At 46.2% G+C, this 24613-nt stretch carries 22 protein-coding genes and 9 tRNA genes; 28 read left to right on the plus strand and 3 right to left on the minus strand.

Annotation, left to right across the window (positions count from 1 at the left end; all coding sequences use genetic code 11):
* Positions 1-110: 110 nt before the first annotated feature.
* The 17 genes from G3352_RS14535 to yajC all read left to right on the plus strand — a co-directional run bounded on the left by G3352_RS14535 (position 111) and on the right by yajC (position 9177).
* Positions 111-186, plus strand: a tRNA-Asn gene (locus G3352_RS14535).
* 4 nt (positions 187-190) lie between these two features.
* Positions 191-262, plus strand: a tRNA-Glu gene (locus tag G3352_RS14540).
* Positions 263-389: 127 nt separating this feature from the next.
* Positions 390-465, plus strand: a tRNA-Val gene (locus G3352_RS14545).
* Between the two features lie 20 nt (positions 466-485).
* Positions 486-559 (plus strand) — tRNA-Met (locus G3352_RS14550).
* Positions 560-586: 27 nt separating this feature from the next.
* A tRNA-Asp gene (locus tag G3352_RS14555) sits at positions 587-664 on the plus strand.
* A 24-nt stretch (positions 665-688) separates the two neighbouring features.
* Positions 689-763: transfer RNA gene (locus G3352_RS14560), tRNA-Gly, on the plus strand.
* A 6-nt stretch (positions 764-769) separates the two neighbouring features.
* A tRNA-Arg gene (locus G3352_RS14565) sits at positions 770-846 on the plus strand.
* Positions 847-860: 14 nt separating this feature from the next.
* Positions 861-939: transfer RNA gene (locus G3352_RS14570), tRNA-Leu, on the plus strand.
* 7 nt (positions 940-946) lie between these two features.
* A tRNA-Pro gene (locus G3352_RS14575) sits at positions 947-1020 on the plus strand.
* Positions 1021-1259: 239 nt separating this feature from the next.
* On the plus strand, positions 1260-1952 hold the full coding sequence (locus tag G3352_RS31580) for a BofC C-terminal domain-containing protein (protein WP_163757486.1): 693 nt from the start codon (positions 1260-1262) through the stop codon (positions 1950-1952).
* 291 nt (positions 1953-2243) lie between these two features.
* Entirely contained in the window at positions 2244-2747 is a 504-nt protein-coding gene (ruvC, locus tag G3352_RS14585; RefSeq protein WP_053779097.1) for a crossover junction endodeoxyribonuclease RuvC, read from the plus strand.
* Positions 2744-3358 carry a Holliday junction branch migration protein RuvA gene (gene ruvA / locus G3352_RS14590; RefSeq protein ID WP_076287741.1) on the plus strand — a complete coding sequence of 205 codons (615 nt, stop codon included), beginning with the start codon at positions 2744-2746 and terminating at the stop codon, positions 3356-3358. Before ruvC ends, ruvA begins: the two co-directional genes overlap by 4 nt.
* Positions 3359-3413: 55 nt before the next feature.
* Positions 3414-4424 carry a Holliday junction branch migration DNA helicase RuvB gene (ruvB, locus tag G3352_RS14595; RefSeq protein WP_053779099.1) on the plus strand — a complete coding sequence of 337 codons (1011 nt, stop codon included), beginning with the start codon at positions 3414-3416 and terminating at the stop codon, positions 4422-4424.
* A gap of 51 nt (positions 4425-4475) precedes the next feature.
* Positions 4476-6581, plus strand: coding sequence for a SpoIID/LytB domain-containing protein (locus G3352_RS14600; RefSeq protein ID WP_163757488.1), 2106 nt, complete (start codon positions 4476-4478; stop codon positions 6579-6581).
* A 7-nt stretch (positions 6582-6588) separates the two neighbouring features.
* Positions 6589-7617: a tRNA preQ1(34) S-adenosylmethionine ribosyltransferase-isomerase QueA gene (queA, locus tag G3352_RS14605; protein ID WP_163757490.1), complete on the plus strand. Its 1029-nt coding sequence runs from the start codon at positions 6589-6591 to the stop codon at positions 7615-7617.
* Between the two features lie 45 nt (positions 7618-7662).
* A complete protein-coding gene (tgt, locus tag G3352_RS14610; RefSeq protein WP_062325081.1) occupies positions 7663-8799 on the plus strand; it encodes a tRNA guanosine(34) transglycosylase Tgt in 1137 nt (378 codons plus the stop codon).
* Positions 8800-8865: 66 nt separating this feature from the next.
* Entirely contained in the window at positions 8866-9177 is a 312-nt protein-coding gene (gene yajC / locus G3352_RS14615) for a preprotein translocase subunit YajC (protein WP_163757492.1), read from the plus strand.
* 132 nt (positions 9178-9309) lie between these two features.
* On the opposite strand, the gene G3352_RS14620 is transcribed toward yajC, so the two are convergent.
* Positions 9310-9702 (minus strand): TIGR04086 family membrane protein, encoded by a 393-nt coding sequence (locus G3352_RS14620; protein WP_163757494.1) that lies wholly within the window; start codon positions 9700-9702, stop codon positions 9310-9312.
* A gap of 228 nt (positions 9703-9930) precedes the next feature.
* On the opposite strand from G3352_RS14620, the gene G3352_RS14625 reads away from it, so the two are divergent.
* The gene (locus G3352_RS14625) at positions 9931-10635 is read left to right on the plus strand and encodes a DUF421 domain-containing protein (protein ID WP_163757847.1); all 705 of its coding nucleotides are present in this window, start codon (positions 9931-9933) and stop codon (positions 10633-10635) included.
* 2 nt (positions 10636-10637) lie between these two features.
* Here the strand turns inward: G3352_RS14625 and spoVB are convergent, their stop codons facing one another.
* Entirely contained in the window at positions 10638-12245 is a 1608-nt protein-coding gene (gene spoVB, locus G3352_RS14630) for a stage V sporulation protein B (RefSeq protein WP_163757496.1), read from the minus strand.
* A gap of 223 nt (positions 12246-12468) precedes the next feature.
* On the opposite strand from spoVB, the gene G3352_RS14635 reads away from it, so the two are divergent.
* From G3352_RS14635 to G3352_RS14660, 6 genes are all read left to right on the plus strand, one after another.
* Entirely contained in the window at positions 12469-12708 is a 240-nt protein-coding gene (locus tag G3352_RS14635; protein WP_175383441.1) for a post-transcriptional regulator, read from the plus strand.
* Between the two features lie 90 nt (positions 12709-12798).
* Positions 12799-14049 carry a protein translocase subunit SecD gene (gene secD / locus G3352_RS14640; protein WP_076287746.1) on the plus strand — a complete coding sequence of 417 codons (1251 nt, stop codon included), beginning with the start codon at positions 12799-12801 and terminating at the stop codon, positions 14047-14049.
* Positions 14039-14947 carry a protein translocase subunit SecF gene (gene secF / locus G3352_RS14645; protein ID WP_163757498.1) on the plus strand — a complete coding sequence of 303 codons (909 nt, stop codon included), beginning with the start codon at positions 14039-14041 and terminating at the stop codon, positions 14945-14947. The genes secD and secF overlap by 11 nt, the downstream gene beginning before the upstream one ends.
* 74 nt (positions 14948-15021) lie before the next feature.
* Positions 15022-15987 carry a cation diffusion facilitator family transporter gene (locus G3352_RS14650; RefSeq protein WP_076287748.1) on the plus strand — a complete coding sequence of 322 codons (966 nt, stop codon included), beginning with the start codon at positions 15022-15024 and terminating at the stop codon, positions 15985-15987.
* A gap of 39 nt (positions 15988-16026) precedes the next feature.
* On the plus strand, positions 16027-18435 hold the full coding sequence (gene recJ, locus G3352_RS14655; RefSeq protein WP_163757501.1) for a single-stranded-DNA-specific exonuclease RecJ: 2409 nt from the start codon (positions 16027-16029) through the stop codon (positions 18433-18435).
* A 37-nt stretch (positions 18436-18472) separates the two neighbouring features.
* Positions 18473-18985: an adenine phosphoribosyltransferase gene (locus G3352_RS14660; protein WP_024633046.1), complete on the plus strand. Its 513-nt coding sequence runs from the start codon at positions 18473-18475 to the stop codon at positions 18983-18985.
* Positions 18986-19180: 195 nt separating this feature from the next.
* Here G3352_RS14660 and uraA read toward each other — a convergent pair whose 3' ends face one another.
* Entirely contained in the window at positions 19181-20497 is a 1317-nt protein-coding gene (gene uraA / locus G3352_RS14665; protein ID WP_163757502.1) for a uracil permease, read from the minus strand.
* 376 nt (positions 20498-20873) lie between these two features.
* On the opposite strand from uraA, the gene G3352_RS14670 reads away from it, so the two are divergent.
* From G3352_RS14670 to G3352_RS14685, 4 genes are all read left to right on the plus strand, one after another.
* Positions 20874-23057, plus strand: coding sequence for a RelA/SpoT family protein (locus G3352_RS14670; protein WP_063567711.1), 2184 nt, complete (start codon positions 20874-20876; stop codon positions 23055-23057).
* A 12-nt stretch (positions 23058-23069) separates the two neighbouring features.
* On the plus strand, positions 23070-23531 hold the full coding sequence (dtd, locus tag G3352_RS14675; protein ID WP_076287751.1) for a D-aminoacyl-tRNA deacylase: 462 nt from the start codon (positions 23070-23072) through the stop codon (positions 23529-23531).
* 77 nt (positions 23532-23608) lie between these two features.
* On the plus strand, positions 23609-23776 hold the full coding sequence (locus G3352_RS14680) for a hypothetical protein (RefSeq protein ID WP_163757504.1): 168 nt from the start codon (positions 23609-23611) through the stop codon (positions 23774-23776).
* 285 nt (positions 23777-24061) lie between these two features.
* Entirely contained in the window at positions 24062-24568 is a 507-nt protein-coding gene (locus G3352_RS14685) for a type 1 glutamine amidotransferase domain-containing protein (RefSeq protein WP_053779112.1), read from the plus strand.
* The last annotated feature ends 45 nt before the right edge of the window (positions 24569-24613 follow it).

Consider the following 24613-nt stretch of genomic DNA (forward strand, 5'->3'; position numbering starts at 1 on the left):
CCTGGGAGAGTAGGACGCCGCCAAGCGAACTCTTTCATCTTACATAGAAAACAGATTTTGTATGTTGATGTTGTACGATGAATTGCATTTGCACTGCAGATGCTTAGTATTCCCTGATAGCTCAGTTGGTAGAGCACTCGACTGTTAATCGAGTTGTCACAGGTTCGAGCCCTGTTCGGGGAGCCATTAAGGCCCGTTGGTCAAGGGGTTAAGACACCTCCCTTTCACGGAGGTAACAGGGGTTCGAATCCCCTACGGGTCATAGCTATATTTATTAGCTTAAAAAAAGGGATGAGAATCCCAAAGGTTCGTCGGAGGATAAGCTTCGTTAGCAGTGGCTTCACAGTCTCGAACGAAGTGAGAGTATCCCCTACGGGTCATATATACATGGAGGCTTAGCTCAGCTGGGAGAGCATCTGCCTTACAAGCAGAGGGTCGGGGGTTCGATCCCCTCAGCCTCCACCATATAGTTTTCTGAATAACGACGCGGGGTGGAGCAGCCCGGTAGCTCGTCGGGCTCATAACCCGAAGGCCGCAGGTTCAAATCCTGCCCCCGCAATTATACTTTCTTTCAAGAAAGTGATCTGGAACCGTGGTGTAGTTGGCCTAACATGCCTGCCTGTCACGCAGGAGATCGCGGGTTCGAATCCCGTCGGTTCCGCCATTTTTATATTTATTAATACCGTATGCGGAAGTGGCTCAGCGGTAGAGCATCGCCTTGCCAAGGCGAGGGTCGCGGGTTCGATTCCCGTCTTCCGCTCCAATATTTGCGCCCTTAGCTCAGCTGGATAGAGCGTTTGACTACGAATCAAAAGGCCGGGAGTTCGAATCTCTCAGGGCGCGCCATTATAACTTCATACGCCGGCGTGGCGGAATGGCAGACGCGCTCGACTCAAAATCGAGTGGGAAACCGTGGAGGTTCGAGTCCTCTCGCCGGTATATATAACGGGATGTAGCTCAGCTTGGTAGAGCACCTGGTTTGGGACCAGGGGGTCGCATGTTCAAATCGTGTCATCCCGATCTCAAAAAAGACGGATTATCTATTTATAGATAGTCCGTCTTTTTATTTATGTCTAAAAGTTGATTGTGTTTTAAGCAATCATAACCTCTTAATTCATGACAACCTTTAATAAGGAATAAATATAGCTTTTATCTTATTACGCTCAAGCGTAGCGTATTGCTGGTGCCTTAGGTTAATTTTGCATAAACCCCAGTGCTTTCGGTCACAATAGGTTTAAAAAGTGATAGAAGGGGTTCATGTGAACACGTTTAACTTCAAAAAACAATTCAAGAGACGCTGGCGCCGATGGAAAAGAACAGTGTGGATGACTTCATCGTTAGTTGCTGTAGCTATACTGGCTTACAGTGGTTTGCCGATTTCTTCTGCGATCGAGCGTTTACTCACGACCAATTTCAGTGAGGCTGTATCTGTAATGGGACCTGCTGCGAGTGAACAAAGATCGGAGCAAGAAATTCAGACTTTGATGGAACAACTCGGGTCTGATCCGGACCGTTTAACGAGTGTTGTATTGGAGACGCAATATATCTGTGGGGTAGAGACGGAACAATTAGGTAAGATGGCGATTCCTCAATTGAAGATGCTGCTCGTTCAACATCCAGATTGGGATGCTCAGGTTGAATCGGCAGAAGTGTTACACATTAAGCAACATGTGGATGATCTTTCTCCATTATGTAAAGAGCAGGCATATATTAGCATAGATGCTGTGGGTAATCTCAACCTGTATGAAGGACGGCCCACAGAAGAGAAAGTCATCCGTACTTTTTTTCAAATGGACGTAGGCACGTTGGAGACATCATTGCCTGAAGGTGTGTTGGAGCAGTTGCAGCAAGGTATTCGTATTCAGGACAAGGATGAGTATGATAGTGTAATCTCTACGTTCAGCGATTATGCGGTAGATGAGGTCAATAAAGAAATCCGTAATGGCGGATAAAAAACAGGCTGATCTGCATTGAATGTATTTTTAACATCGTGTAGAAGAGAAGTGCCTTGTCGATGACACTCAGAGATTATACAACATACGAAGTGAACCGAAGGACATCGAAAGATGTCCTTTTTGCCGTTCTATGACCGAAACAACTGAATATAGGAGATAAGGATTGTAGGTTATTCACGAATTCAGGCGAGTATATGAAAGGACAAAGTTTTTCCTGCCGTAGGGTCTATCTTTTGTTATAATGAAATGAACGATACATATGTTCGCTTTTGTAAGGGAGAGATGGATTTGCGTTTTTTGGGAATTGACCCGGGGATTGCGATTGTCGGTTTTGGTTTTGTGGATAAAATCGGCAGTAAGGTAACACCTGTACAATATGGCTGTATTCAGACAGAAGCTCACACCCCTGAAGAGGAACGGCTGCTTCATGTATATGAGGGTATGGTACAGCTGATTGATAAATATAAACCAGACGCGGTAGCGCTGGAGAAACTTTTTTTCAATCGTAACGTCACAACGGCGATGTCTGTAAGTCAGGCTAGAGGTGTCATGGTACTGGCTGCTGCCCAGAAGGGGCTGCCTATAGCCGAGTATACGCCGATGCAGATTAAGCAGGCGATTGTGGGATACGGAAAAGCGGAAAAGCGGCAAGTGCAGGAGATGGTCAAAATGTTTTTGCGTTTACAGGTGATCCCGAAGCCGGATGACGTAGCAGATGCTTTGGCTGTAGCAGTGTGTCACGCACACTCATATACATTAAATTCCAAGTTGAATGAGGTATTGCGAAAATGATTGATTTCCTAAGAGGACAGTTCGTACATCTGGAGAATGAATATATTGTGCTTGATGTGCATGGCGTTGGTTATCGTGTATTCTGTCCGAATCCTTTTGCATTTGCGAAGCAAGAAGGCGAAATTATGGTGTATACCCATCACCATGTACGTGAAGATGCGATGTTGCTGTTTGGCTTTGCTACTCGTGAGGAACAGAAGTTATTTCGCAAGCTGATCGAAGTATCAGGTATTGGACCCAAAGTTGCTCTGGGTATACTCGCTGGCGGTACGCCGGACCATGTCGTGACTGCAATTTATCAAGAGAATCTAACGTTTCTGACCAAACTGCCGGGGATTGGCAAGAAAACAGCGCAGCGCATGATACTGGACCTTAAGGACAAATTGGATGGTTTCGGTGCTGCCACGTATGCAACAGGTTTGTTTGCCCCTCCTTCGGAAGAAGCAGGAAGCGGCTCTGCCTGGGATGAGGCTCGTGAAGGGCTTAAAGCGCTGGGGTATACAGACAGTGAACTGGACAAAGTTTGGCTCAAACTGAAGAAAGATGTTACTTCGGCCGATTCTGTTGATGTGTTGATGAAACGGGCACTGCAAATGCTGTTTACGGGATAATTAATTTTGCCTCTATAATAGAGCAGTAAGCCGCATAAAAAAGGTAGGGATGAACATGGATGACCGGATTATTTCCGCGAACCTGATGATGGAGGATCAAGCTGTGGAGCTTAGTCTTCGTCCCCGGTATTTGAATGAGTATATCGGGCAGAACCAGGTCAAGGAGAATTTGAAAATATACATTGAAGCGGCCAAGATGCGTAATGAGGCCCTCGATCATGTGTTGTTATATGGCCCGCCTGGACTTGGTAAAACAACACTTGCCAATATCATTGCCAATGAATTGGGTGTTAACTTACGCACAACATCGGGACCGGCGATTGAACGCCCAGGTGATTTAGCTGCATTGCTTACAAACCTGCAAGAAGGGGATGTCCTGTTTATTGACGAGATTCATCGCCTTCATCGGACGGTAGAAGAAGTGATGTATCCCGCCATGGAAGACTTCGCGTTGGATATCATGATCGGAAAAGGCCCAAGTGCCCGCTCCGTACGTCTTGATCTGCCATCCTTTACGCTGATTGGTGCTACAACCCGTGCAGGTTTGCTGTCTGCGCCTCTCAGGGACCGATTTGGTGTTATCAGTCGGCTGGAGTTCTACACAGTGGATGAGTTGGCCTACATCGTCTCACGGGCCTCAGAGATTCTAGGGGTTGAGATTGTTGGTAATGCCGCAGAAGAGATCGCATTGCGCTCCCGTGGGACACCGAGGATTGCCAATCGATTGCTAAAAAGAGTGCGTGACTTTGCCCAGGTACGGGGTGACGGTATTATCACACAGGCTCTGGCGGAAGAAGCGCTGCAACGTCTTCAGATTGATCCGCGTGGTCTGGACGAGATCGATCACAAGATGCTCAAATCAATGATTAACAGTTTCCGGGGAGGCCCTGTGGGTCTGGATACGATTGCCGCTACGATTGGTGAGGAGAGTCAGACCATTGAGGATGTCTACGAGCCGTATCTATTGCAGATTGGCATGCTTCAACGCACACCGAGGGGCAGAATTGTAACGGACCTGGCCTATCATCATCTGGGTTTGCCAGTTCCACCGAGAGACGCCAAATAATTTTGATTATATATCAGTGAGATTCATCTTAATATACAACTTGGGACAAACATGGAGAGGAGACTGATCGTGGGGAAAGCAACACAAACAAAGAAGTGGAGTTGGCGTTTGAAGGTATTGGCCGCAGCTCTGTTGACGGTAGGATGCCTGCAAGTGCCGGTTTATGCCGCTGAAAGTGATGGGCAGATGATCCGGGTAGCCATGTTTGCGAACCTGGGGAGTACGTATAAATCGACGACACCACTGATAACGTTTGAGTCGAGTGGGAAGTGGAATATCGGTTCGGAAAGCGGGGCAAGTATAACTCTTCCGGCAGGACAAATCCGTTTCAGTGCGGATGGATTCCGCGTCAAAGTGTTGGAAACAGGGGATTTCAAAACGGCAGCAGCAGCCGCAAAATTGTTGCAGGCCACTAGTGATAAACCGTTGTTGTTTACAACCTCTTTAAATGGTAAAGCAACCTATCAGCTCTATACAGGAAATTATGCAACAGAAGCGTTGGCTGGACAAGCGGTAGCCCGTGTACAAAAAGTGGCTGCAGCCCAACTGGGCGGACAAAAACCAGCGGTGACAGGCAGCAAGCGTCTGTCTGCAGGAGTATACAGTTCACTTCAAGAGGCCGAAGCGGCACAAGCATCTTTTGCATCGGCGGGAATTAGTTCCTATACGGTGCTTCAACTGGATGGAGGGAGTCAAGGCTATGCTGTATGGGTGGGTGAAGCCTCATCAGATGCTGATTTGTCTACATTCAAGAAGAGTGTGGAAGCCAGTGTTCCAGGAGTAAGTCTATCTCCGGTAAACAGTAATAGTGCTGCTCTTATCATTCGCCAGGATGCTGGGTTAAGCACGGATACACTTAAAGTAGCCCCGCATTACACTATTGTCGGCAGTGAAGCTAAAGCCTTTGTACAAGGAGACGGCAGTGGAATTAAAGTGGTGGAACGTTCCGGGCGGACGTATCGCGGTGACATGGAAATTAGCATTGTAAGTGGCGATTTGGCTTTGGTTAATGTAGTTCCACTGGAGCAATATTTATACTCTGTTGTTGGTGCAGAAGTGTATTCATCCTGGCCAGCAGAAGCACTGAAAGTACAAGCTGTCGCTGCTCGCTCCTATGCACTTCAACAGGGAGATCGTTTTAAAATTGCCAATGTTGTGGATACCACGCTCAGTCAGGCATACAACGGAATGGGTTCAGAGAATGATAAAGTCTCTAGTGCGGTTGACGCCACCTCTGGAGAAGTCATCAAGAGCGGTGGTAAAATCGTTGAAGCTGTATTCTCTTCCAATGGAGGGGGACAGACTGCTCACCCATCCGAGGTATGGAATGGAGGCGGGGATGTGTTCAGTAATGTGGACAGCCCTGGAGATACATCGGCCCAAGCTGGATTACAGACATGGTATCATGTGCTGTTGAGTACAGGAGTCAGCGGATATATCCGCGAGGATAATGTAAAAGAATTAACGACCAAAACGGATGCGGGTTTAGCCAAAGTGACGGTTACTGCCCAAAATACCAATGTGCGTCCCGTTCCGTTAATTCAATCGAATGTTGACCCGGTAGCGAAATTGAATCCAGGCAACGAAGCTGTTGTTCTGGCCAAAGTGCCGCAGTCCAATGATTATGCTTGGGTAAGAGGACCGTTCACGTCAGCCCAGTTGGTTAAAACCCTGCAGGGTAAAACGACTTCTACTGTTCCATCTTCGATCTCAACGCTCGAAGTGACAAAGCGCGGGCCATCAGGAAGAGCACTTGAAGTTACAGCCAACGGCCAGCCAATGACGGTAAAATATGCAGATACATACCGCTCTGCTTTAGGTGGATTACCTAGTACTTTATTTGATATTGCAGGGACCGGAAGTTATACTGTATTAGGCGCTGACGGCAAAACAGCAAGCAAAACCGGCTCACAGGGTGCTGCTGTACTATCTGCCTCGGGCACAGGAACTTCATCCAGTAATGCTCTTGTGGTTATGAGTGGTGATGGTCAAGCTCGAGCTGTAACTCAGGGCCAAAGCTTCATGATCATCGGTCAGGGTAATGGGCACGGATTAGGCTTGTCCCAATGGGGTGCCAAAGGTATGGCAGATGAAGGGTATGATTACCAGGCAATATTGAAACACTATTATCAGAATGTGACTATTGTTAAGGAATGAATCTAATATGAATGTGAACTTATATGATTTTGAATTGCCGGAGCAATTGATTGCGCAGACGCCACTGCTTGACCGCACGGCATCCCGGCTGCTTACCTTAAATAAGGACAGCGGTGAGGTTAACCATCACACGTTTCCTGATATTATCGACTTCCTTCAGCCTGGAGATACACTGGTGCTGAATGATACACGTGTTCTTCCAGCTCGTTTGTTCGGAACCAAAGAGGACACGGGGGCAAAGGCGGAAGTACTCCTGCTCAAAAACGTGGAGGGCGATCGTTGGGAAGCCTTGGTTAAACCAGGCAAGAAGCTGAAAACTGGTTCCGTCATCGTTTTTAGTGACGAGCTAAAGGCAGTCATTGATGAGGAAGGCGAAATGGGTGCGCGTTTGCTAACGTTCTCCTATGATGGAATATTTCAAGAGATTCTGGATCGTCTGGGTGAGATGCCGCTGCCTCCTTATATCAGAGAGACGCTGGATGACCGCGAAAGGTATCAAACGGTATATGCGAAACATGAAGGATCGGCCGCTGCGCCGACAGCAGGATTACATTTTACAGATGAATTGCTGAATCGGATTCGGGATAAAGGCGTTAATGTAGCTTTCATCACGCTTCACGTTGGACTCGGAACATTTCGGCCTATGTCAGTTGATAAAGTTGAAGAGCATGTCATGCATGAGGAATACTACTCTTTGTCTCAAGAGACAGCGGATCTAATTAATGAAACGAAAAAACGTGGCAACCGTATATTTGCTGTAGGAACGACAAGTTGTCGTACACTTGAAACGGTAGGAAGCAAGTTTGAAGACGGGCAGTTGCAAGAAAGCAGCGGCTGGACCAAAATCTTTATCTATCCGGGATATACGTTCAAAGTAATCGACGGGATGCTTACGAATTTTCATCTCCCCAAATCCACATTGGTCATGCTGGTCAGTGCGCTTGCGGGTAGAGAACAAATCATGCATGCATATGAGGAAGCGATAAAAGAACAATACCGTTTCTTCAGCTTTGGCGATGCTATGTTGATTTATTGAGAAGTGAAGGTATTACGATTAATTTTTAGAGGATGATTAAAACCAATGGCAGCAATTACGTATGAACATATCAAAACCTGTAAACAATCCGGAGCCCGTCTGGGACGTGTACATACACCTCACGGTATTATTGAGACACCAACCTTCATGCCTGTAGGAACACAGGCGACGGTGAAGACGATGAGTCCCGAAGAGCTGAAAGAAATGGATGCTCAGATCATTTTGAGCAACACGTACCACCTGTTCCTGAGACCCGGACATGAAATTATTCGTCAGGCAGGTGGCCTGCACAAATTTATGAACTGGGATCGCCCGATTTTGACTGACAGTGGCGGGTTCCAAGTGTTTTCTCTGAGTGAGATGCGCAAAATTACGGAGGAGGGCGTTAACTTCCGCTCCCATCTAAACGGAGATAAAAAATTCCTATCGCCTGAAGTGGCAATGGAAATCCAGAATGCACTGGGCTCCGATATTATGATGGCATTTGACGAGTGCCCGCCGTATCCGGCTGAGTATGAATATGTAAAAAAATCACTTGAAAGAACGAGCCGCTGGGCAGAACGTTGTCTGGAAAGTCATGCTCGTCCGAATGATCAAGGGTTGTTTGCCATCGTACAGGGGGGCATGCATGAAGATCTTCGTCGCCAAAGCGCGGCAGATTTGACTTCCATGGATTTCCCGGGTTATGCTATTGGTGGACTGAGTGTTGGAGAACCGAAACATTTGATGTATGGCGTATTGGATTACACAGTTCCTTTGTTGCCGTCCAATAAACCACGCTATTTAATGGGTGTAGGTTCACCCGATGCATTGATTGAGGGATCGATTCGTGGAGTGGACATGTTCGATTGTGTTCTGCCTACCCGAATTGCCCGTAACGGAACAACGATGACCAGCCAAGGACGTCTGGTAGTTCGTAATGCCAAGTTTGCAACCGATTTTGGGCCACTAGACCCTGAATGTGATTGTTATACTTGTCGTAACTATTCAAGAGCCTATTTGCGTCATTTAATCAAAGCGGATGAAACGTTTGGCTTACGTTTGACGACCATCCACAATCTTCATTTCTTGCAGAATTTGATGCGCAATGTGCGTAAAGCCATAATGGAAGATCGTTTGCTTGATTTCCGGGATGAATTTTTCGATCAATATGGTCTTCATGACAATGACAAAGGTTTCTGATCAGGTTTTTGCGGAACCGCAGTAACAAGTATTATTTGTACGTATAGTCGATAAGGGGGAGTTTGAATGTTTCAGGGAATGCCTTTAACAGGAACGCCAGCAGGCGGTGGAATTGTATCTTTGATTGTACCTTTGGTACTCATGGTTGCAATTTTTTACTTTTTGATGATTCGTCCACAGAACAAAAAACAGAAGCAACGTAATTCCATGTTAGGGCAATTGAAAAAAGGCGATAAAATTGTTACAATCGGCGGTCTTCACGGAACGATTGCTGAAATCACAGACGATGTGGTTGTATTGCGTGTAAACGATGTTACTAAACTGACATTCGATCGTAATGCAATTAGCAGTGCAGTTGCACGTGAAACGGCTGAATAGACCATAGATGTTTAAAAGCCTGTAAGGCTATGAGTACGTTTGCAGCGTATTCTTCACTATCAGAGAACTGGATCTCCTTGGAGACCCGGTTCTCTTTTTCTTTTTCACTTATAACCGTTACACCCCGATCTTCTATGATCTTCGTGTGTTGACTCCAAATATGCCGCCTAGTGCAGAAATCAGGAATGCACTTGCAAGCTGCAGACTGTCTTTCCAATTGAATGAGGCATCGAGTGCCAGAAACCCAATCAGCAATACGATTAGTCCGTAGACGATTCCGGTAATACCTCCGTGGTACCAGCCTCGCTCACCTGACCTCTTGCCAGATACAAATCCACCAACCAGCAAAGACAAGCCATGGACAACGTACGTATACAGGGAGAGATCCTGTTCCCGCATTCCGGTCATCCAGAGAAAGAAGGATAGAATCAGTGCGCCTAACATCATCCACACAAAAGCATAACAGAGGCCCGAAAGAACCGGGTTAGACATTCGAAATGAAACCATTCGGCGAATCAACTGCATGAAGCAACCCCCTTGTACAAGTTTGAAATTAATACAGTGTATGGTCAAGCCCTCGGAGTTATGAACTGAATTTTCCATTAAATGAACAGTTTATATTTGCATGAGCATGTAAGCTTCAGGCCAAAATAGGGATTACGCTTCAGGTACCCGTATAAAACTCGGATTTGAAGGAGGAACCCTGTTGTGAACTTTGCAGATGTCGGAGCACATGTCTTTCGAACCATACTGATGTATTTTATTGTATACGGTGCAATCAGACTGATGGGAAAACGAGAAATTGGGAAGCTGTCCATGTTCGATCTGGTCGTATCCATTATGCTTGCAGAGATAGCGGCATTTGTAATTGAGGATATAGACAAACCACTATTCCATGGCATTGTGCCCATGCTGACGGTACTTGTCGTGCAGATTGTCATGGCTTTTCTCAGTCTCAAGAGCCGTAAGTTACGGCTAATGATTGATGGAAAACCCACTGTGTTGATATCTAAAGGAACATTGCATCGGGATGAGATGCGCAAGCAGCGGTATAACCTGGATGATCTTCTGCTTCAGTTGCGTGAACAGAATATCGACAGCATTGGTGAAGTGGAATTTGCCATTTTGGAGACGACAGGCAAGTTAACCGTTTTTCCCAAAAATCAGTCCTCCTCCCGTGGCAATAATGCCTCTGGCAAGGATGGAACTATAAATAGCATTCAAAAAGCGAGGAAAGAAAAGGTTGACGGATTCCAAAATATCAAATATGAAGGGCTGCCCCTGCCCCTGATCATGGATGGTAAAGTGCAAGACCAGAATCTTGAGCTGATTCAGAAAACACGGTTTTGGCTTAAAAATCAGATGCAGGGGAAGGGGATTCTTGATTTCAAAGATGTATTTTTATGTTCCATCGATCATAACGGAAAGGTATACGTAAGTTTGAAAGATGAAAAGTGAATTTATTTACGGGAACGGCGTTTAAACCAAGAACCAATAATGGGAGCACGGGAAAGATCGTGAAAATCAATCATTTTGGTCCAGCCCATAACAATGAAATAAACGATTAGACCAACAAGGGGCGCTAGAAGCATTCTGATCCAAAATGGAAGCAAAGATGCAGTCTGTTCATAAATGACCAGAGTAGCGGCGCCCATGATAACCATACCAGTGCCAGTTTTGACCCAATCCATTACCTTGAAACGGAACTGTAAAAGGTTGCGAACACTTCTTGCATGTAAAAGGGTAACGACCGTTGAATTCACACAAATGGCAATCACCGCACCAAATATACCGTATTCTGGTCGGGAGGCGAGTACCAAAATCAATGTGATTTTGATGACAGCACCAATAAATGTATTGAGCAGTGCCTTTCCCGGACGATCCAATGCTTGAAGGGCGGCTTGAAGAGGAGCTTGAATGTAAATAAACAAAGCAAAAGGAGCCATGAGCTTAAGCATGCTTCCAATCGATGCATCATTATACAGAACAAGACACATCGGTTCGGCAAGCACATACATAAAAACAGAAAATGGAGCACCTGTTACAAGTGCTAGCCGCAGCGCCTGATGCATCCGTTTATGTATGAGCGCACGGTCACCTTGAGCCGAGGCCTCAGACAATGAAGGGACAAGGGACGTGGCTAACGAGGAAGTTAATGCTCCCGGCAGTAGAAGTAGCGGTATAATCATGCCTTGTAATGCACCATACTGGGCCGTGGCGAGCCCTTTGGAGATACCTGCAATAGCTAGACTCTGTGCGGTTACAATTGTCTCAGCGAGATAGGATAGGGAGCCAACTAACCTTCCTGCAGTAACGGGTACGGAAATCGCGAGTAAACGACGAAGAAGTCCAGGCTCTGATTCAGTTGATTTTTTTGAAATAGCAGATTTGGGTTCGATTGCAGATTCGAGTATGGGCAGATGTTGATCCATATACTTCTTCTGCCTAGCATAGTTCCACAGTAATACAAGCATACCGACGAATTCTCCGACGAGTGCTCCAAGCATGGCTCCTGCAGCAGCTTGAGCAATTCCTCGGGGTAAGAGGAGCCAGGAAAACCAGATCACACAGATAATACGAATGACCGTTTCTACAATTGATGAAACAGCCGTAGGCATCATGTTTTGCTTTCCCTGGAAATATCCTCTGTAGACTGCAGATACGGCGATGATGGCAATCATAGGGCTCATGCTGACAAACGTGTGATAGACCCTCTCATCGGTCAGCACATAACGGGTGACCCATGGAGCGAAGATAATGCACAAAAACATAAACACAACACCAAGGGTCAGGGTGAAGCTCAGGCTGATTTGAAGAATCCGTTGGGGTGAATAACGGTTGGCACCTGTATCCGCTTCGGCTACGAGCTTGGCTACAGCCAATGGAATACCGCCAGTGATTAATGTGACGAGTACGATGAAAAAGGGATAGCTCAGTTGGTAGATGCCAACTCCTTCTGCACCGATAACCCGTGGCAGCGCAATGCGCGGGATGAACCCGAGAATCCGATTAATGATGCCTGCGGCGAGCAGGATCATGGCTCCCTGGATAAATGTCTGTTTCTTCAAGACTACCCCTCTTTCCCGGTTGGAGTACAGATATTCATAAACGGGACAAAGCCGTCGTTCTTCATCCTATGCCAGTCCAATATCTTCTCATGACAACTTGGACACGATTAACAAAAAGATCCATCACCAGCAAGAAGGAATATGATCGGGTAAAGTCGAATGATGTAATATTGATGCCGCATAAAGGCTTGGATGTATGAAGGGAGGCTCCCCGTTGGAAGAAATGAATGATGTGGAGTTGGAACAGTCTATAGAGATGCTCTGCCGTAGCAAAGCAGAGGAACTAAGGCTTGTCGGTTACGAATATGTCACCAGCAAAGATGTCTGGAATTGCATCAGTCATAAATATGAAAAGCAGGGCATTCCACCGCTTCACCAACTGGTGAACGACATATTGTCACTGAAAGCAACAAGCTTTATGAACTTTATGACCGTGTCTGCATACCGGGGGTCCTCTTTCTAGCGAAAGGGATCTTTTTTGTTGGAAATTGACTGCTTTTTACGGCATCGCTATAATAGGAATATTGAGAACGAAAGGGGATCTAGGAACGGCATGAAAAGAATCGTCAGTTTCATTTTGGTCGTGCTTGTGACCGCAGGAGTAATGTTGGGCACAAGTCCAGGGCTGCTCAAAAATATACGCTTGGGCCTTGATTTAAAAGGAGGCTACGAGATCTTATATGAAGCAGAGCCGCTGGAACAAGGACAACAAGTCACCAAAGCATCTTTGGTGCAAACAGCAAAAAGTCTGGAGAGCCGTGCCAATGCGCTCGGAACAAGCGAACCGGAAGTAACAACAGAAGGAACGAACCGGATCCGTTTGAAGCTGGCCGGGGTGACCGACGAGGCTGAAGTCAGAGCCAAAATGAAAGAACCTGCTGTCATGACCTTCCGCAGTAAAGCTGAGAATGACAAAGAAGGCGAATACACCAAAATCGAGCTTCGGGGAAATGAGTTCGTGGAGAATGGTGCCAAAGTGGTATTCAGCCAGTTGAACGCACCGATGATCGATATCCAGGTTAAAGACAAAGCGAAGTTTGCTGAAATTACTAAACGTTTGATTGGACAACCTTTGGCCATCTATCTGGATGATCAACTGTTATCCGCACCAACCGTGCAGCAACAGCTCAGTGACGGCTCTGCGCAAATCACGGGTAACTACTCACGTGAGGAAGCCAATCAGCTTCGCGATACCATTAATTTGGGCGCGTTGCCGTTGAAACTGACAGAGAAGTACTCTCAAAGCGTTGGTGCAACGCTTGGTAAACTATCTCTGGACCAGACAATTAAAGCGGGATTAATTGGTTCCGTGATTATCTTGGTGTTCATGATTGGTCTGTACCGTATTCCGGGGATTATTGCGAGCTTTGCCCTGATTACACATACGTGGCTGGTACTTGCTATCTTCTATATGGGAGAATTCGTACTTACCCTTCCGGGGATCGCGGCATTTATCCTGGGTATAGGGATGGCCGTGGATGCCAACATCATCACGTACGAGCGGATTAAGGAAGAAATGCGCAGTGGCAAGTCGATATTGTCTTCGGTTAAAGCAGGAGGTAAACATTCCTTCCGTACAATCATCGACTCCAACATTACAACGATCATTGCCGCTTCAGTTATGTTCTTCATGGGTACAGGTGCGGTTAAAGGTTTCGCACTCGTGCTGATTTTTGACATCGTGACCAGCATTATCACGAATATTTTCTTCTCCCGCTTCCTGTTGACCCTGCTTGTGCGGGCTAACGTGTTGAAGAAGCCTAAGTACTTCGGAGTGAAGGAGAGTGAAATTCGTGCGCTTTAATTGGAATTTTGATTATGTTAAAGGCAGTAAATTTGCCTATGCCTTTTCCATCATTTTGACGATTGCAGGTATCATTAGCATTTTGGCCCTGGGATTGAATTATGCGGTAGATTTCCGTTCGGGTTCTAATGTGGATATTACGGTGTCTAAAGCGATCACAACGGAACAAATCAAGCCCATTGTTAGTGAGCTTGGTGTTGACACAAAAGATGTTCATATTACACCTGGTGCTGATCGGGTTAACGTTCGTTTCTCGAACGTACTGGATGAAACTCAGGAAAGTAAGTTTAAGCAAGAGTTTACCAAGCTGGATTCAGCCGCTTCTTATGAAGTCAACACGGTTGACCCGGAGATGGCTAAAGAGCTTGAACGTAATGCCATATACGCGGTTCTTATCGCAAGTATCGGGATTATGATCTATGTAGCCATCCGATTTGAATGGCGGTTTGGTTTGGCTGCTGTAATTGCGCTCTTCCATGATGCATTTGTAGTGATTAGTGTGTTCTCGATCTTCCGACTGGAAGTGAATCTTACCTTCATTACGGCTGTACTGACCATTGTCGGATTCTCGATCAATGATACAATCGTTATCTTCGACCGGATTCGTGAGAATATGCGTTTTGCTAAAAAGACTTCGAAAGCCGATTTGCGTGAAGTAGTCAACCGCAGTTTGGCGCAAACGATGACACGTTCCCTGAATACAACATTCACCGTGTTTGTCGCTTCGCTCTGCTTGTTTATTTTTGGTGGAGAATCCATTCGCATGTTCTCACTTGCTATGGTGATCGGAACGTTGTTCGGTGCATATTCTTCGATCTACATCGCCGCTCCATTGTGGCTGGCGCTCAAAGGTAAACAAACAGAGAAACCTAAAGCAGCTGTCAAAGCGTCCAACTAAACATTGTATTGTGAAGCCGCGTCTGCCAGGCGCGGTTTTGCAACTTTAGGTAGAGTATTAAGGGGGGCATCGCCATGACCAGAGAACGTTTCCCTTCTGTTCACGCTGCCACGTGGAGCGGGATCGCCGGGAATTTGACACTTGCAGTAATCAAGGCTGGGTTCGGTTATATGGCAAACAGCAAATCGTTGCTTGCAGACGGCCTGCACTCTGCTTCAGAAGCTGCTTCTTCATTGTCCGGCCTCTTTCCCTCGAAGTCTGTACAAACAAAAAGAAAGGCTCGTAGGGAGCGGTCAAAGGAACATTCACGTATCGCGAGACCTGGAATTTCGGTATTATTATCTGTGCTCATCCTTATGGGAGGTTTGCAAATCGCCATCTCCGCTTTGGGTAGTCTGTCTGGAGATGTACCAGAATCGCTTGAGAAATATACCCATGCACTTGTGGTAGCTTTTGCAGCATTGGCTGTGAAAGAAGCAATCTTTCAATATCAATACCGATATTTCCGTAAACGAAATCAATCGCAGGCTCTAGCTTATGCACAGCAGCATCGTCGGGCACTCTACTGCTCACTTATCGTCTTGGTCGGTATTGTAGGTTCCATGACAGGAGAAACGATGGGGTGGAGTATTCTTCGATATATGGATCCCGCAGCTGCATTGATAGCTTCCTGTTTTGTGCTTCACAAAGGCTACAGAATGATTGTGGATACCGTATATGGTTCACTTGTTCAGGAATTGGAACAGGAAGAAGCACTTGACTTCAAAGAGACGGTGCAGCGTGTATATGGCATTATTACGATTGAACATCTGGTAGCACGTGAACAAGAACATGATGTTACGATTGAACTGGTCATTAGTGTGAACCCTAGAATTTCTGTGCTTGAGGCACAAGAGATTGCGAATCGGGCGAAGACACTTCTCTTAACTCGTTTTAGTCATGTGAAAGAAGTACAGATCCAGGCTGTACCTTATGATCCTGGATATCCTTATAAATCCAATCATGAACTGCCAGATCCTGAAGCGACATTAATTCAGTAATGAAGCTTGGTCCAGTAGATCAGGAAAGGAGCGTTATCATTGCTTTATTCGCAATACCGGTGGAACACACCGAATATCGATTTGGAGGCGGCTGCGGGACTCTCGCAGGCGCTTTCCGTTTCATCACTTGTTGGACGTTTGCTGGTCAGTCGAGGGGTTCATAATGAATCAGAGGCAGAACAATTTCTGCATCCTGATCTGAATCAGATGCATGATCCTTATCTGCTTCTAGGCATGAAAGAAGCTGTGCCCCGAATCCAGCTGGCTATTGAGCGTGAAGAACATATTTTAATATATGGGGACTACGATGCGGACGGAGTATCCAGTACATCCCTGATGATCCATCTGATGCGTTATCTTGGTGCTTCTTATGATATTTATATCCCTCATCGTTCCAATGAAGGTTACGGGTTACACAATCATGCTTTAGATTGGGCTCATCAACAAGGAGTCACGCTGGTGATTACGGTTGATACCGGAATCAGTGCGGTAGAGCAGATTGCTTATGCTGCAACACTGGGAATGGAAGTCATTGTGACGGATCACCATGAACCACCTGAAGTTTTGCCTGAGGCTTATACGCTCATTAATCCCAAGCTTCCTGACTGTCCTTACCCTTTTAAAGGGTTAGCTGGTGCGGGTGTAGCGTTGAAGCTGGCTCAGGCATTGATCGGAGAAGTGCCTGGAGAATGGATGGAAATTGCCGCTATTGGTACGGTTGCCGATCTGATGCCCTTGGAAGGCGAGAACCGGGTTATCGTTAGTTATGGTGTTGAGTCCATGCGAGGTACACGTCTGCCTGGTATAAGTGCTCTGCTTGAAATTAGTGGTGTGGATCAAACTCAGGTCACCTCAATCAATATTGCCTTTGCAATGGCTCCGCGTATTAATGCAAGCGGACGTCTGGATCATGCTGGCAGAGCCGTATCGCTGCTTACAACCGAGGATCTGGATGAGGCACACACGTTGGCAGGCCAACTTGACTTGCTGAATCGTGAAAGGCAACAGGTTGTTGAGGGTATACTTCTGGAAGCGACAACCCAGTTGGAGCAGAAAATCCAGCTTAATTCCGGAGCAGTGCCGGATGTCATCGTTTTGGCGGGAGAAGGCTGGAATGTTGGAGTTGTAGGTATTGTTGCTTCCAAGTTACTTGAACGGTATTATCGGCCAACGCTTATCCTGGGCATAGACCCGGAGAGTGGCGCTTGTAAAGGCTCAGCACGCTCCATAGAGGGGTTGGACATCTATGAGGCATTAACTGCTTGCAAACACACGATGGACCATTATGGTGGTCATCCAGCTGCAGCAGGCATGAGCCTTCATCGTGATCAACTTAAAGAGCTGGAAGCCGGACTGAATGAGTTTGCGGCATCCGTGCTGACAGAGGAGGATTTTGTGCCCCATCGTCTTGCAGATGACGAATGCAGAATCAGTGATGTGCCATTGCAGGTCATTCAAGAGATCGACAGACTCCAGCCGTTTGGCATGAGTAATCCATCTCCACGTTTTGTATTGCGCAATGTGACTGTAAAAGAAACACGGACGATGGGACGGGAAAAACGTCATCTGAAATTGGTTTTGGAGCAGGATGGTCAGCAATTGGAGACGGTAGCCTTTGGCAAGGGAGCATTAGCTGAATTTCTGCCGCCAGGCTCCATCATTGATGTTATGGGCGAGTTGTCCGTAAATGAGTGGAACGGGATGAGGAAACCACAATTAATGCTGCAGGACATCCAGGTTCCACATGCGCAAGTTTTTGATTTGCGAGGTAGTACGGAGCCTTTGAACGCGATGAAACAGTTCTTGAGTTCGCTTGAAATACATTTGCGATACAAGTCAGGCTCAATTGGTGCCATCGTTCGGAAAGAAACGAATGTTTCCGAGGGAAATTCATTGTATGAACCGTGCCTTTGGGTATATGATAGAAAGGTCGGTTTGTTTCCGTGCAATGCTGCCGCGCAGCATTATGGGCAGGAACAGGTCCGGACGTTATTTGTGTTTGATACGCCGGAAACCCCGGAACAACTTGATGCAATGCTGGCTTTATTCAGCGGAGCCGAGAATATCATCCTTCTGCACGGATCAGGCAACCGCCGAGATCGCCTTCAGATGCCTTCCAGAGAACTCTTCAAGCGTATTTATATGCTGGTGTCCAAATGGAGAGCTGAACCCGTGGAGGAACAAGAGATCACTCCTGTGCTCAGTCGTCAGTGTGGCTGCTCGCCGCGCATGATTACCATGATGTTGGATGTTTTTGAGGAGTTATCGTTTATTACTCGAGAAGCTGGAAAGATTGTGTTTGTGGATAACCCACCCAAGCGTGAGCTAACCGCTTCGCGTCATTATCAGGCGCTGGAGAACATGGCCGAGACAGAGCAGGTGATGCTGGATGCATCGACCCCTCAACTGACACAATGGATGATATCCCGGATGAAGGGCGTATCTTAGATAGAAGTTGTGCTATTTATTTTAGGAGGAGATTATTTTGGATTTTAAAGATTATATTCGTGTCATTCCTGACTTTCCACAACCGGGAATCAGCTTCAAAGACATTACGACATTGTTGAAGGATGGAGAAATGTACCGCAAGGCGATCAATGAGCTGAAAGTAATGGTTTCGGATCTCAAAATTGACGTTATTGCTGGACCTGAAGCACGTGGATTCGTTGTGGGCGCTCCTCTGGCGTACGCTCTGGGTGTCGGTTTTGCTCCGATCCGTAAAAGTGGAAAATTGCCTGGAGAGACGATCGAAGTCGGTTATGATCTTGAATATGGCAAAGATACGCTTGCTATGCATACAGATGCAATCGAAAAAGGACAAAATGTCCTGATTGCGGATGATCTGCTGGCGACAGGCGGAACTATTGCTACCTCCATTAACCTGATTGAACAATTGGGTGGCAAGATTGTAGGTGCAGCGTTCCTGATTGAGCTGTCTGATTTGAATGGACGTGCAAAATTGCCGGGAATTGATGTATTTACATTGATGAACTACTAGAACTCCGGCATTCATTGCTGTTAAAACACGTGAACTGGATCTCCCGTTTCCCGGGAAATAATATACAGCATTAACTATTCGCAAAAAAAGCCTGTCCCTCAACCCGTTAAGGTTAGAGAGCAGGCTTTTTGTGTTTTACGATGTATAAAATGAAGAATGAATAAACATTGTTCGTTCAAATTAGTCGGCAAGAAATCAATCCGGAGTTTTCTCGGTTAAAGGCTGTTTCTCCGTTTGATCATTCGACCAACCCAGTACTTCAAATAATTTAAACAACAAGCTCAGCAGAATTCCGACAATGGTTGCCAGAGCCATTCCCTTGAGATGAATACCATAAAATGTGATCTCAGTACCACTGAGTCCGATGACGAGTACAAGGGTAGTTAGCAACAGGTTGGTCGGTTTGGCAAAATCCACTTTCTGTTCGACCAGAATACGCAAACCGGATGCCGCAATAACTCCGAACAGAAGCAAAGATACACCACCCATAACAGGAACGGGGATATTAGCTATGAGTGCCGAGAACGTACCTGAGAACGAAAGTACGATCGCGATAACGGCAGCACCGCCAATAACATACGTCGAGTAAACCCGGGTCAGAGCCATAACCCCAATATTTTCACCATAAGTTGTATTCGGTGTGGATCCTACAAAACCGGAAAGAATAGTTGAAACGCCGTTCCCAAGCAGGGAGCGATGCAGACCCGGGTCCTTGGACAAATCTTTGCCAACAATGCTACTCGTTACAAGCAGATGTCCGATGTGCTCAACAATGACAACGAGTGCCACAGGCAAAATGGTGAAGATGACAGACCAGTCAAATGACGGTGTTGTTACTGTTGGCAGCGAGATAAAGTCAGCGTTCGCTATATTCTGGGTTTTTACCTCACCCATAAAGTATCCAAGCACGTAACCGGATACAATCCCGATTAGAATGTGAATGATCTTGGGGAACCCCCGGAAGGTTACTGCACCAATTACAGTGATACCAAGAGTAACCATGGCTAAAATAATTGGTTTGGCTTGAGGTACCCAGTCTGGGTTCTCAGCAGGGTTTGAATTGATCAGCCCAGCCATTCCGGCTGCTACAGGTACAAGTTCGAGACCGATTAGGGCAACAATGGCACCCATAACCGCTGGCGGGAATACCACGTTAATCCAGCCTGTTCCCGCATACTTGATGATAAGAGCTACAATGCAGAAAATTACGCCCGTTACAATGAACGCTCCAAGTGCCATGGAGTATCCGTTATCAGGGTGTGCTATTAACACGGAAGAAACAGGTGCGATAAAAGCAAAGCTTGACCCAAGATAGGCCGGAATCTTTCCTTTACACATGAGTATGTACAACAATGTTCCAATACCGTTCATAAGCAAGATCATACTTGGATCGACACCGAACAGGTTCGGCACGAGTACCGTGCTGCCAAACATGGCGAACAAATGCTGGAGACTCAGCAGCGATCCTGAGCCAAGCGGCATTTTTTGATTAACCTGAATTTCACGTTGCAATGAATGTTCATCTCCTTTTTTCCGAAACACAAATCTTCAATATAGTACAGAGTTTCTCTTCATTTAGCAATAACATTTTTCCACTAAGAACAGCTAAACTATTTTTATTTTGCGAATTGATCCTTCTATTTCGCCAAATAACGGTAATAATACATAGTAAATGAGGATGATTTCCGACCTCTGTTGAATATCGGGCAACATCTTTTGGGAATGGCACATAACGTATAAAAAAATTGGATATGTGCTCTTATTCGTCAGTAGTTGACGGGAAACGGGCGAAGCGTCATAATTATAGGAAATTACTTTTACGGGGAACCTGTGTTGATATTATGTCACGGGTTCCATTTTGTATAGAAAGGACACGGAACAGATCAGAATGGGCATAGAGCAATTACTCGAGAAGGCCGGGGCATATATCAAAGAACCCGATCTGGTGCGCATACGAGAAGCTTACGAATTTGCTGATCAGGCCCACCATGGACAGACGCGAAAATCGGGAGAACCGTATATTCTGCATCCGCTTGCGGTTGCCGATATTGTTGTAAACATGCAGATGGACACCATCTCCATAATTGCAGCGCTTCTTCATGATGTAGTAGAAGATACTACGGTTTCACTTGAAGAAATCCGCAATCATTTCGGCAATACGTGTGCCATGCTTGTTGACGGCTTGACGAAGCTGGAACGTATTCAGTTCCGCTCCAAGGAAGAACAGCAGAACGAGAACTACCGCAAAATGTTCATCGCCATGGCGCAGGACATCCGTGTCATCGTGATCAAATTGGCTGACCGTCTGCATAATATGCGGACACTCAAGTTTCAGTCGGAAGAAAGCCAACGTCGGATTTCATATGAAACGTTGGAGATTTTCTGTCCGATTGCGAACCGTCTGGGTATCTCTGCGATCAAATGGGAAATGGAGGACATCGCCCTCCGTTATTTGAATCCGCAGCAATATTACCGAATTGCAAACCTGATGCACAAAAAGCGTGCGGAACGTGAGCAATATATTGATACGGTTATGGACGGTATTACAAGCAAGCTGGATGAGATGGGAATTCAGGCAGATCTGTCGGGACGTCCTAAGCACATCTACAGCGTGTTCAAAAAAATGACAACGAAAAACAAACAGTTTAACGAGATTTATGATCTGCTTGCGATTCGTATTATTGTGGATAACATCAAGGATTGTTATGCTACCCTCGGCATTATACACACGTTATGGAAACCAATGCCTGGACGTTTCAAGGACTATATCGCGATGCCGAAGGCGAACATGTATCAATCGCTGCATACCACGGTCGTAGGTCCGAATGGGGAACCGACTGAAGTCCAAATTCGGACATGGGATATGCACCGCACCGCTGAATTCGGTATTGCTGCCCACTGGGCCTACAAGGAAGGCGCTGCGAACGGAAACGGAAATAATTTTGAAGATAAAATTACGTTCTTCCGCGAGATTCTTGAACTTCAAAATGAAGCGCAGGATGCGTCTGAATTTGTAGAATCACTTAAAATGGATTTCTTCTCGGATCTGGTGTTTGTATTCACGCCAAAAGGTGAAGTTATCGAATTGCCTACTGGATCTGTTCCATTGGATTTTGCATATAGAATCCATACAGAGGTGGGTAATCGGACGATTGGTGCCAAAGTAAATGGTCGTATCGTTCCACTCGATTATCATCTCAAAACAGGCGATATCATCGAAATTTTGACGTCCAAACATTCTTACGGACCGAGCCAGGACTGGCTTAAAATTGCAAAATCCTCTCACGCACGAGCGAAGATCAAGCAATGGTTCAAGAAGGAACGGCGGGAAGAAAACGTTGAAAAAGGACGCGACAGTTGTGAACGTGAACTCAAGCGCATGGGACTTGATCCATCTGCTTGGATGACCGACGATAAGTTGCAGGAAGCAGCCAAAAAGTATGCCTTCAATGATATTGAAGATATGCTCGCAGCTGTTGGATTCGGTGGCATTACGGCTGCACAGATCGTGACCAAAGCAACGGAGAAACTTCGCAAGGAGCAGGAAGAATCCAGCTTGCTTGAGCTGAACTCCGAGATGCGTGAGCTGAAGCCTGCACCTGAACGCAAAAACCGTCCGACGAATGGCATTCGTGTCAAAGGTATAGACAATTTGCTTGTTCGTTTTGCGCGCTGCTGTAACCCTGTACCAGGGGATGCTATTATCGGGTATGTTACACGTGGACGTGGGGTTTCGGTGCATCGAACGGACTGTCCAAATATTCCTTCCAGTACGGATGGGGAAGAAGCAGCTCGCGTCATTGAAGTCGAGTGGGAAGAGAATATTGAAGCCAACTACAGTGTGGATATTGAGATTACGGGTCATGATCGCAACGGCTTGCTCAATGAAGTGCTTCAGGCTGTTTCCGAAAGTAAAACCAATATATCTGCCGTCACCGGACGTACAGATAAAAATAAATTAGCATTGGTGCACGTTACAATTCTGATTCGTAATACGGAGCATCTGCATTCGGTTGTGGAACGGATCAAACGGGTGAAAGATGTCTATTCTGTGCATCGGATTATGCAGTAAGGAGCCTGTAAGATGAGGGTGCTTGTACAACGCTGTAAAGAGGCTCAGGTGACCGTTGGAGACGAGCTGACGGGGAGAATTGAATCCGGGTTGATGTTGCTTGTGGGAATTACACATGAGGACACGGAGAAGGATGCTATATATTTGGCAGACAAAATCGCTGGACTTCGAATCTTTGAGGATGAGCAGGAAAAGATGAATCTTAGTCTGATCGATGTGGGCGGGGCTGTATTATCTGTCTCACAATTTACATTGTACGGAGATTGTCGTAAAGGAAAACGCCCAAGCTTTGCAGCTGCAGCCAGACCTGAAGCGGCAGAATTGTTGTATGAAACGTTTAATCAGCTGTTACGTGATAAAGGAATTCAGGTGGAAACCGGACGTTTCGGAGCGATGATGGATGTGACTTTCACGAATTGGGGACCCGTGACTTTAATGCTGGAAAGCCCTATTCGTCAAGAAACGCATGCATAATTGGTTGGGGAACAGGCCATAATGAGGGATAATTCGGTTCATTAACATAAGATGATCAAAGGAGTATCCCACCCATTATGCGCCAATCCGTCAAGGAAAAACGTTCCCGAATAGAACCTCTGCTTCTGCCTGGAAACCTGTATGAGTCCCTGAAGCTTGCCCGCGCTGCTGCAGAGTGTGCAACAACGATCTGGGCCCTTCAGGATTCGGATAAAGGTGAGCAGAGCCGTCTTCCGCGTGACTGAGTGCTGACCATTTGGAATGAATGAAAAGTCTTGATTCGATTATCGAATCAGGGCTTTTTTTGTTATGGAACTTAACTGTTGATGAATCGGATCGCCTGATCAAAGTCAAAATAATACAGGTTCGTCATGTTATAAACGGCTCTGGTTAGGGTAATAACAGAACGAGGCACGATGGCGTGCCAGGTTCAGTATTTATTACGGGCAATGAACAAGAAATGTACACCAACAATTTCTGCGAATACCCGATTTCAAGAAATTTCGAACAGGGAAAGGAGAACATACGTTATGAGTAAAGTTGCTTTTTTATTGGCGAATGATTTTGAAGATTCGGAAATGCAGGTTCCATATGATGAGGTGAAAAAAGCCGGACACGACGTGGAAATTATCGGCTTGAAAGCAGGAGAGACGCTGAAAGGTAAAGGTGGTAAAGCCTCCTATACTTCGGACAAAGCGATCGCTGAGGTTTCGGCTTCAGATTACGACGCAGTTGTCATTCCAGGTGGATCTTCTCCTGAAAATTTACGTACAGACGCACATATCCTGAAATTCGTAACGGAGATCAATAGTGCGAAGAAACCAATCGCTGCGATCTGTCACGGCCCGCAAATTCTGGCAAGTGCGAATCTGTTGAAAGGCCGTACGATTACATCCTATCCACCGCTCAAGGATGATATGGTGAACGCAGGGGCAGAATTCAAGGATCATGAAGCTGTAGTAGATGGAAATTATATTACATCCCGTACGCCTGCCGATGAACCGGCATTTGTCCGCGAGTTGTTAAAAGTCATTTAATGACTTGGGGCGGACCGTACGATAATGTGATTACTGATTAAAGTG

The organism is Paenibacillus sp. ALJ109b (assembly GCF_010747435.1).
GTDB lineage: Bacteria > Bacillota > Bacilli > Paenibacillales > Paenibacillaceae > Paenibacillus > Paenibacillus taichungensis.

What these genes read in the sequence shown, in the direction of transcription:
- dtd (WP_076287751.1), top strand. Translation starts at nt 23,070, where the DNA reads ATGAGGGTGCTTGTACAACGCTGTAAAGAGGCTCAGGTGACCGTTGGA.
- G3352_RS14635 (WP_175383441.1), top strand. Translation starts at nt 12,469, where the DNA reads ATGAATGATGTGGAGTTGGAACAGTCTATAGAGATGCTCTGCCGTAGC.
- queA (WP_163757490.1), top strand. Translation starts at nt 6,589, where the DNA reads ATGAATGTGAACTTATATGATTTTGAATTGCCGGAGCAATTGATTGCG.
- secD (WP_076287746.1), top strand. Translation starts at nt 12,799, where the DNA reads ATGAAAAGAATCGTCAGTTTCATTTTGGTCGTGCTTGTGACCGCAGGA.
- G3352_RS14680 (WP_163757504.1), top strand. Translation starts at nt 23,609, where the DNA reads ATGCGCCAATCCGTCAAGGAAAAACGTTCCCGAATAGAACCTCTGCTT.
- ruvB (WP_053779099.1), top strand. Translation starts at nt 3,414, where the DNA reads ATGGATGACCGGATTATTTCCGCGAACCTGATGATGGAGGATCAAGCT.
- ruvA (WP_076287741.1), top strand. Translation starts at nt 2,744, where the DNA reads ATGATTGATTTCCTAAGAGGACAGTTCGTACATCTGGAGAATGAATAT.
- G3352_RS14620 (WP_163757494.1), bottom strand. Translation starts at nt 9,702, where the DNA reads ATGCAGTTGATTCGCCGAATGGTTTCATTTCGAATGTCTAACCCGGTT.
- G3352_RS14685 (WP_053779112.1), top strand. Translation starts at nt 24,062, where the DNA reads ATGAGTAAAGTTGCTTTTTTATTGGCGAATGATTTTGAAGATTCGGAA.
- G3352_RS14600 (WP_163757488.1), top strand. Translation starts at nt 4,476, where the DNA reads ATGGAGAGGAGACTGATCGTGGGGAAAGCAACACAAACAAAGAAGTGG.
- G3352_RS14670 (WP_063567711.1), top strand. Translation starts at nt 20,874, where the DNA reads ATGGGCATAGAGCAATTACTCGAGAAGGCCGGGGCATATATCAAAGAA.
- yajC (WP_163757492.1), top strand. Translation starts at nt 8,866, where the DNA reads ATGTTTCAGGGAATGCCTTTAACAGGAACGCCAGCAGGCGGTGGAATT.
- G3352_RS14625 (WP_163757847.1), top strand. Translation starts at nt 9,931, where the DNA reads ATGTATTTTATTGTATACGGTGCAATCAGACTGATGGGAAAACGAGAA.
- tgt (WP_062325081.1), top strand. Translation starts at nt 7,663, where the DNA reads ATGGCAGCAATTACGTATGAACATATCAAAACCTGTAAACAATCCGGA.
- G3352_RS14650 (WP_076287748.1), top strand. Translation starts at nt 15,022, where the DNA reads ATGACCAGAGAACGTTTCCCTTCTGTTCACGCTGCCACGTGGAGCGGG.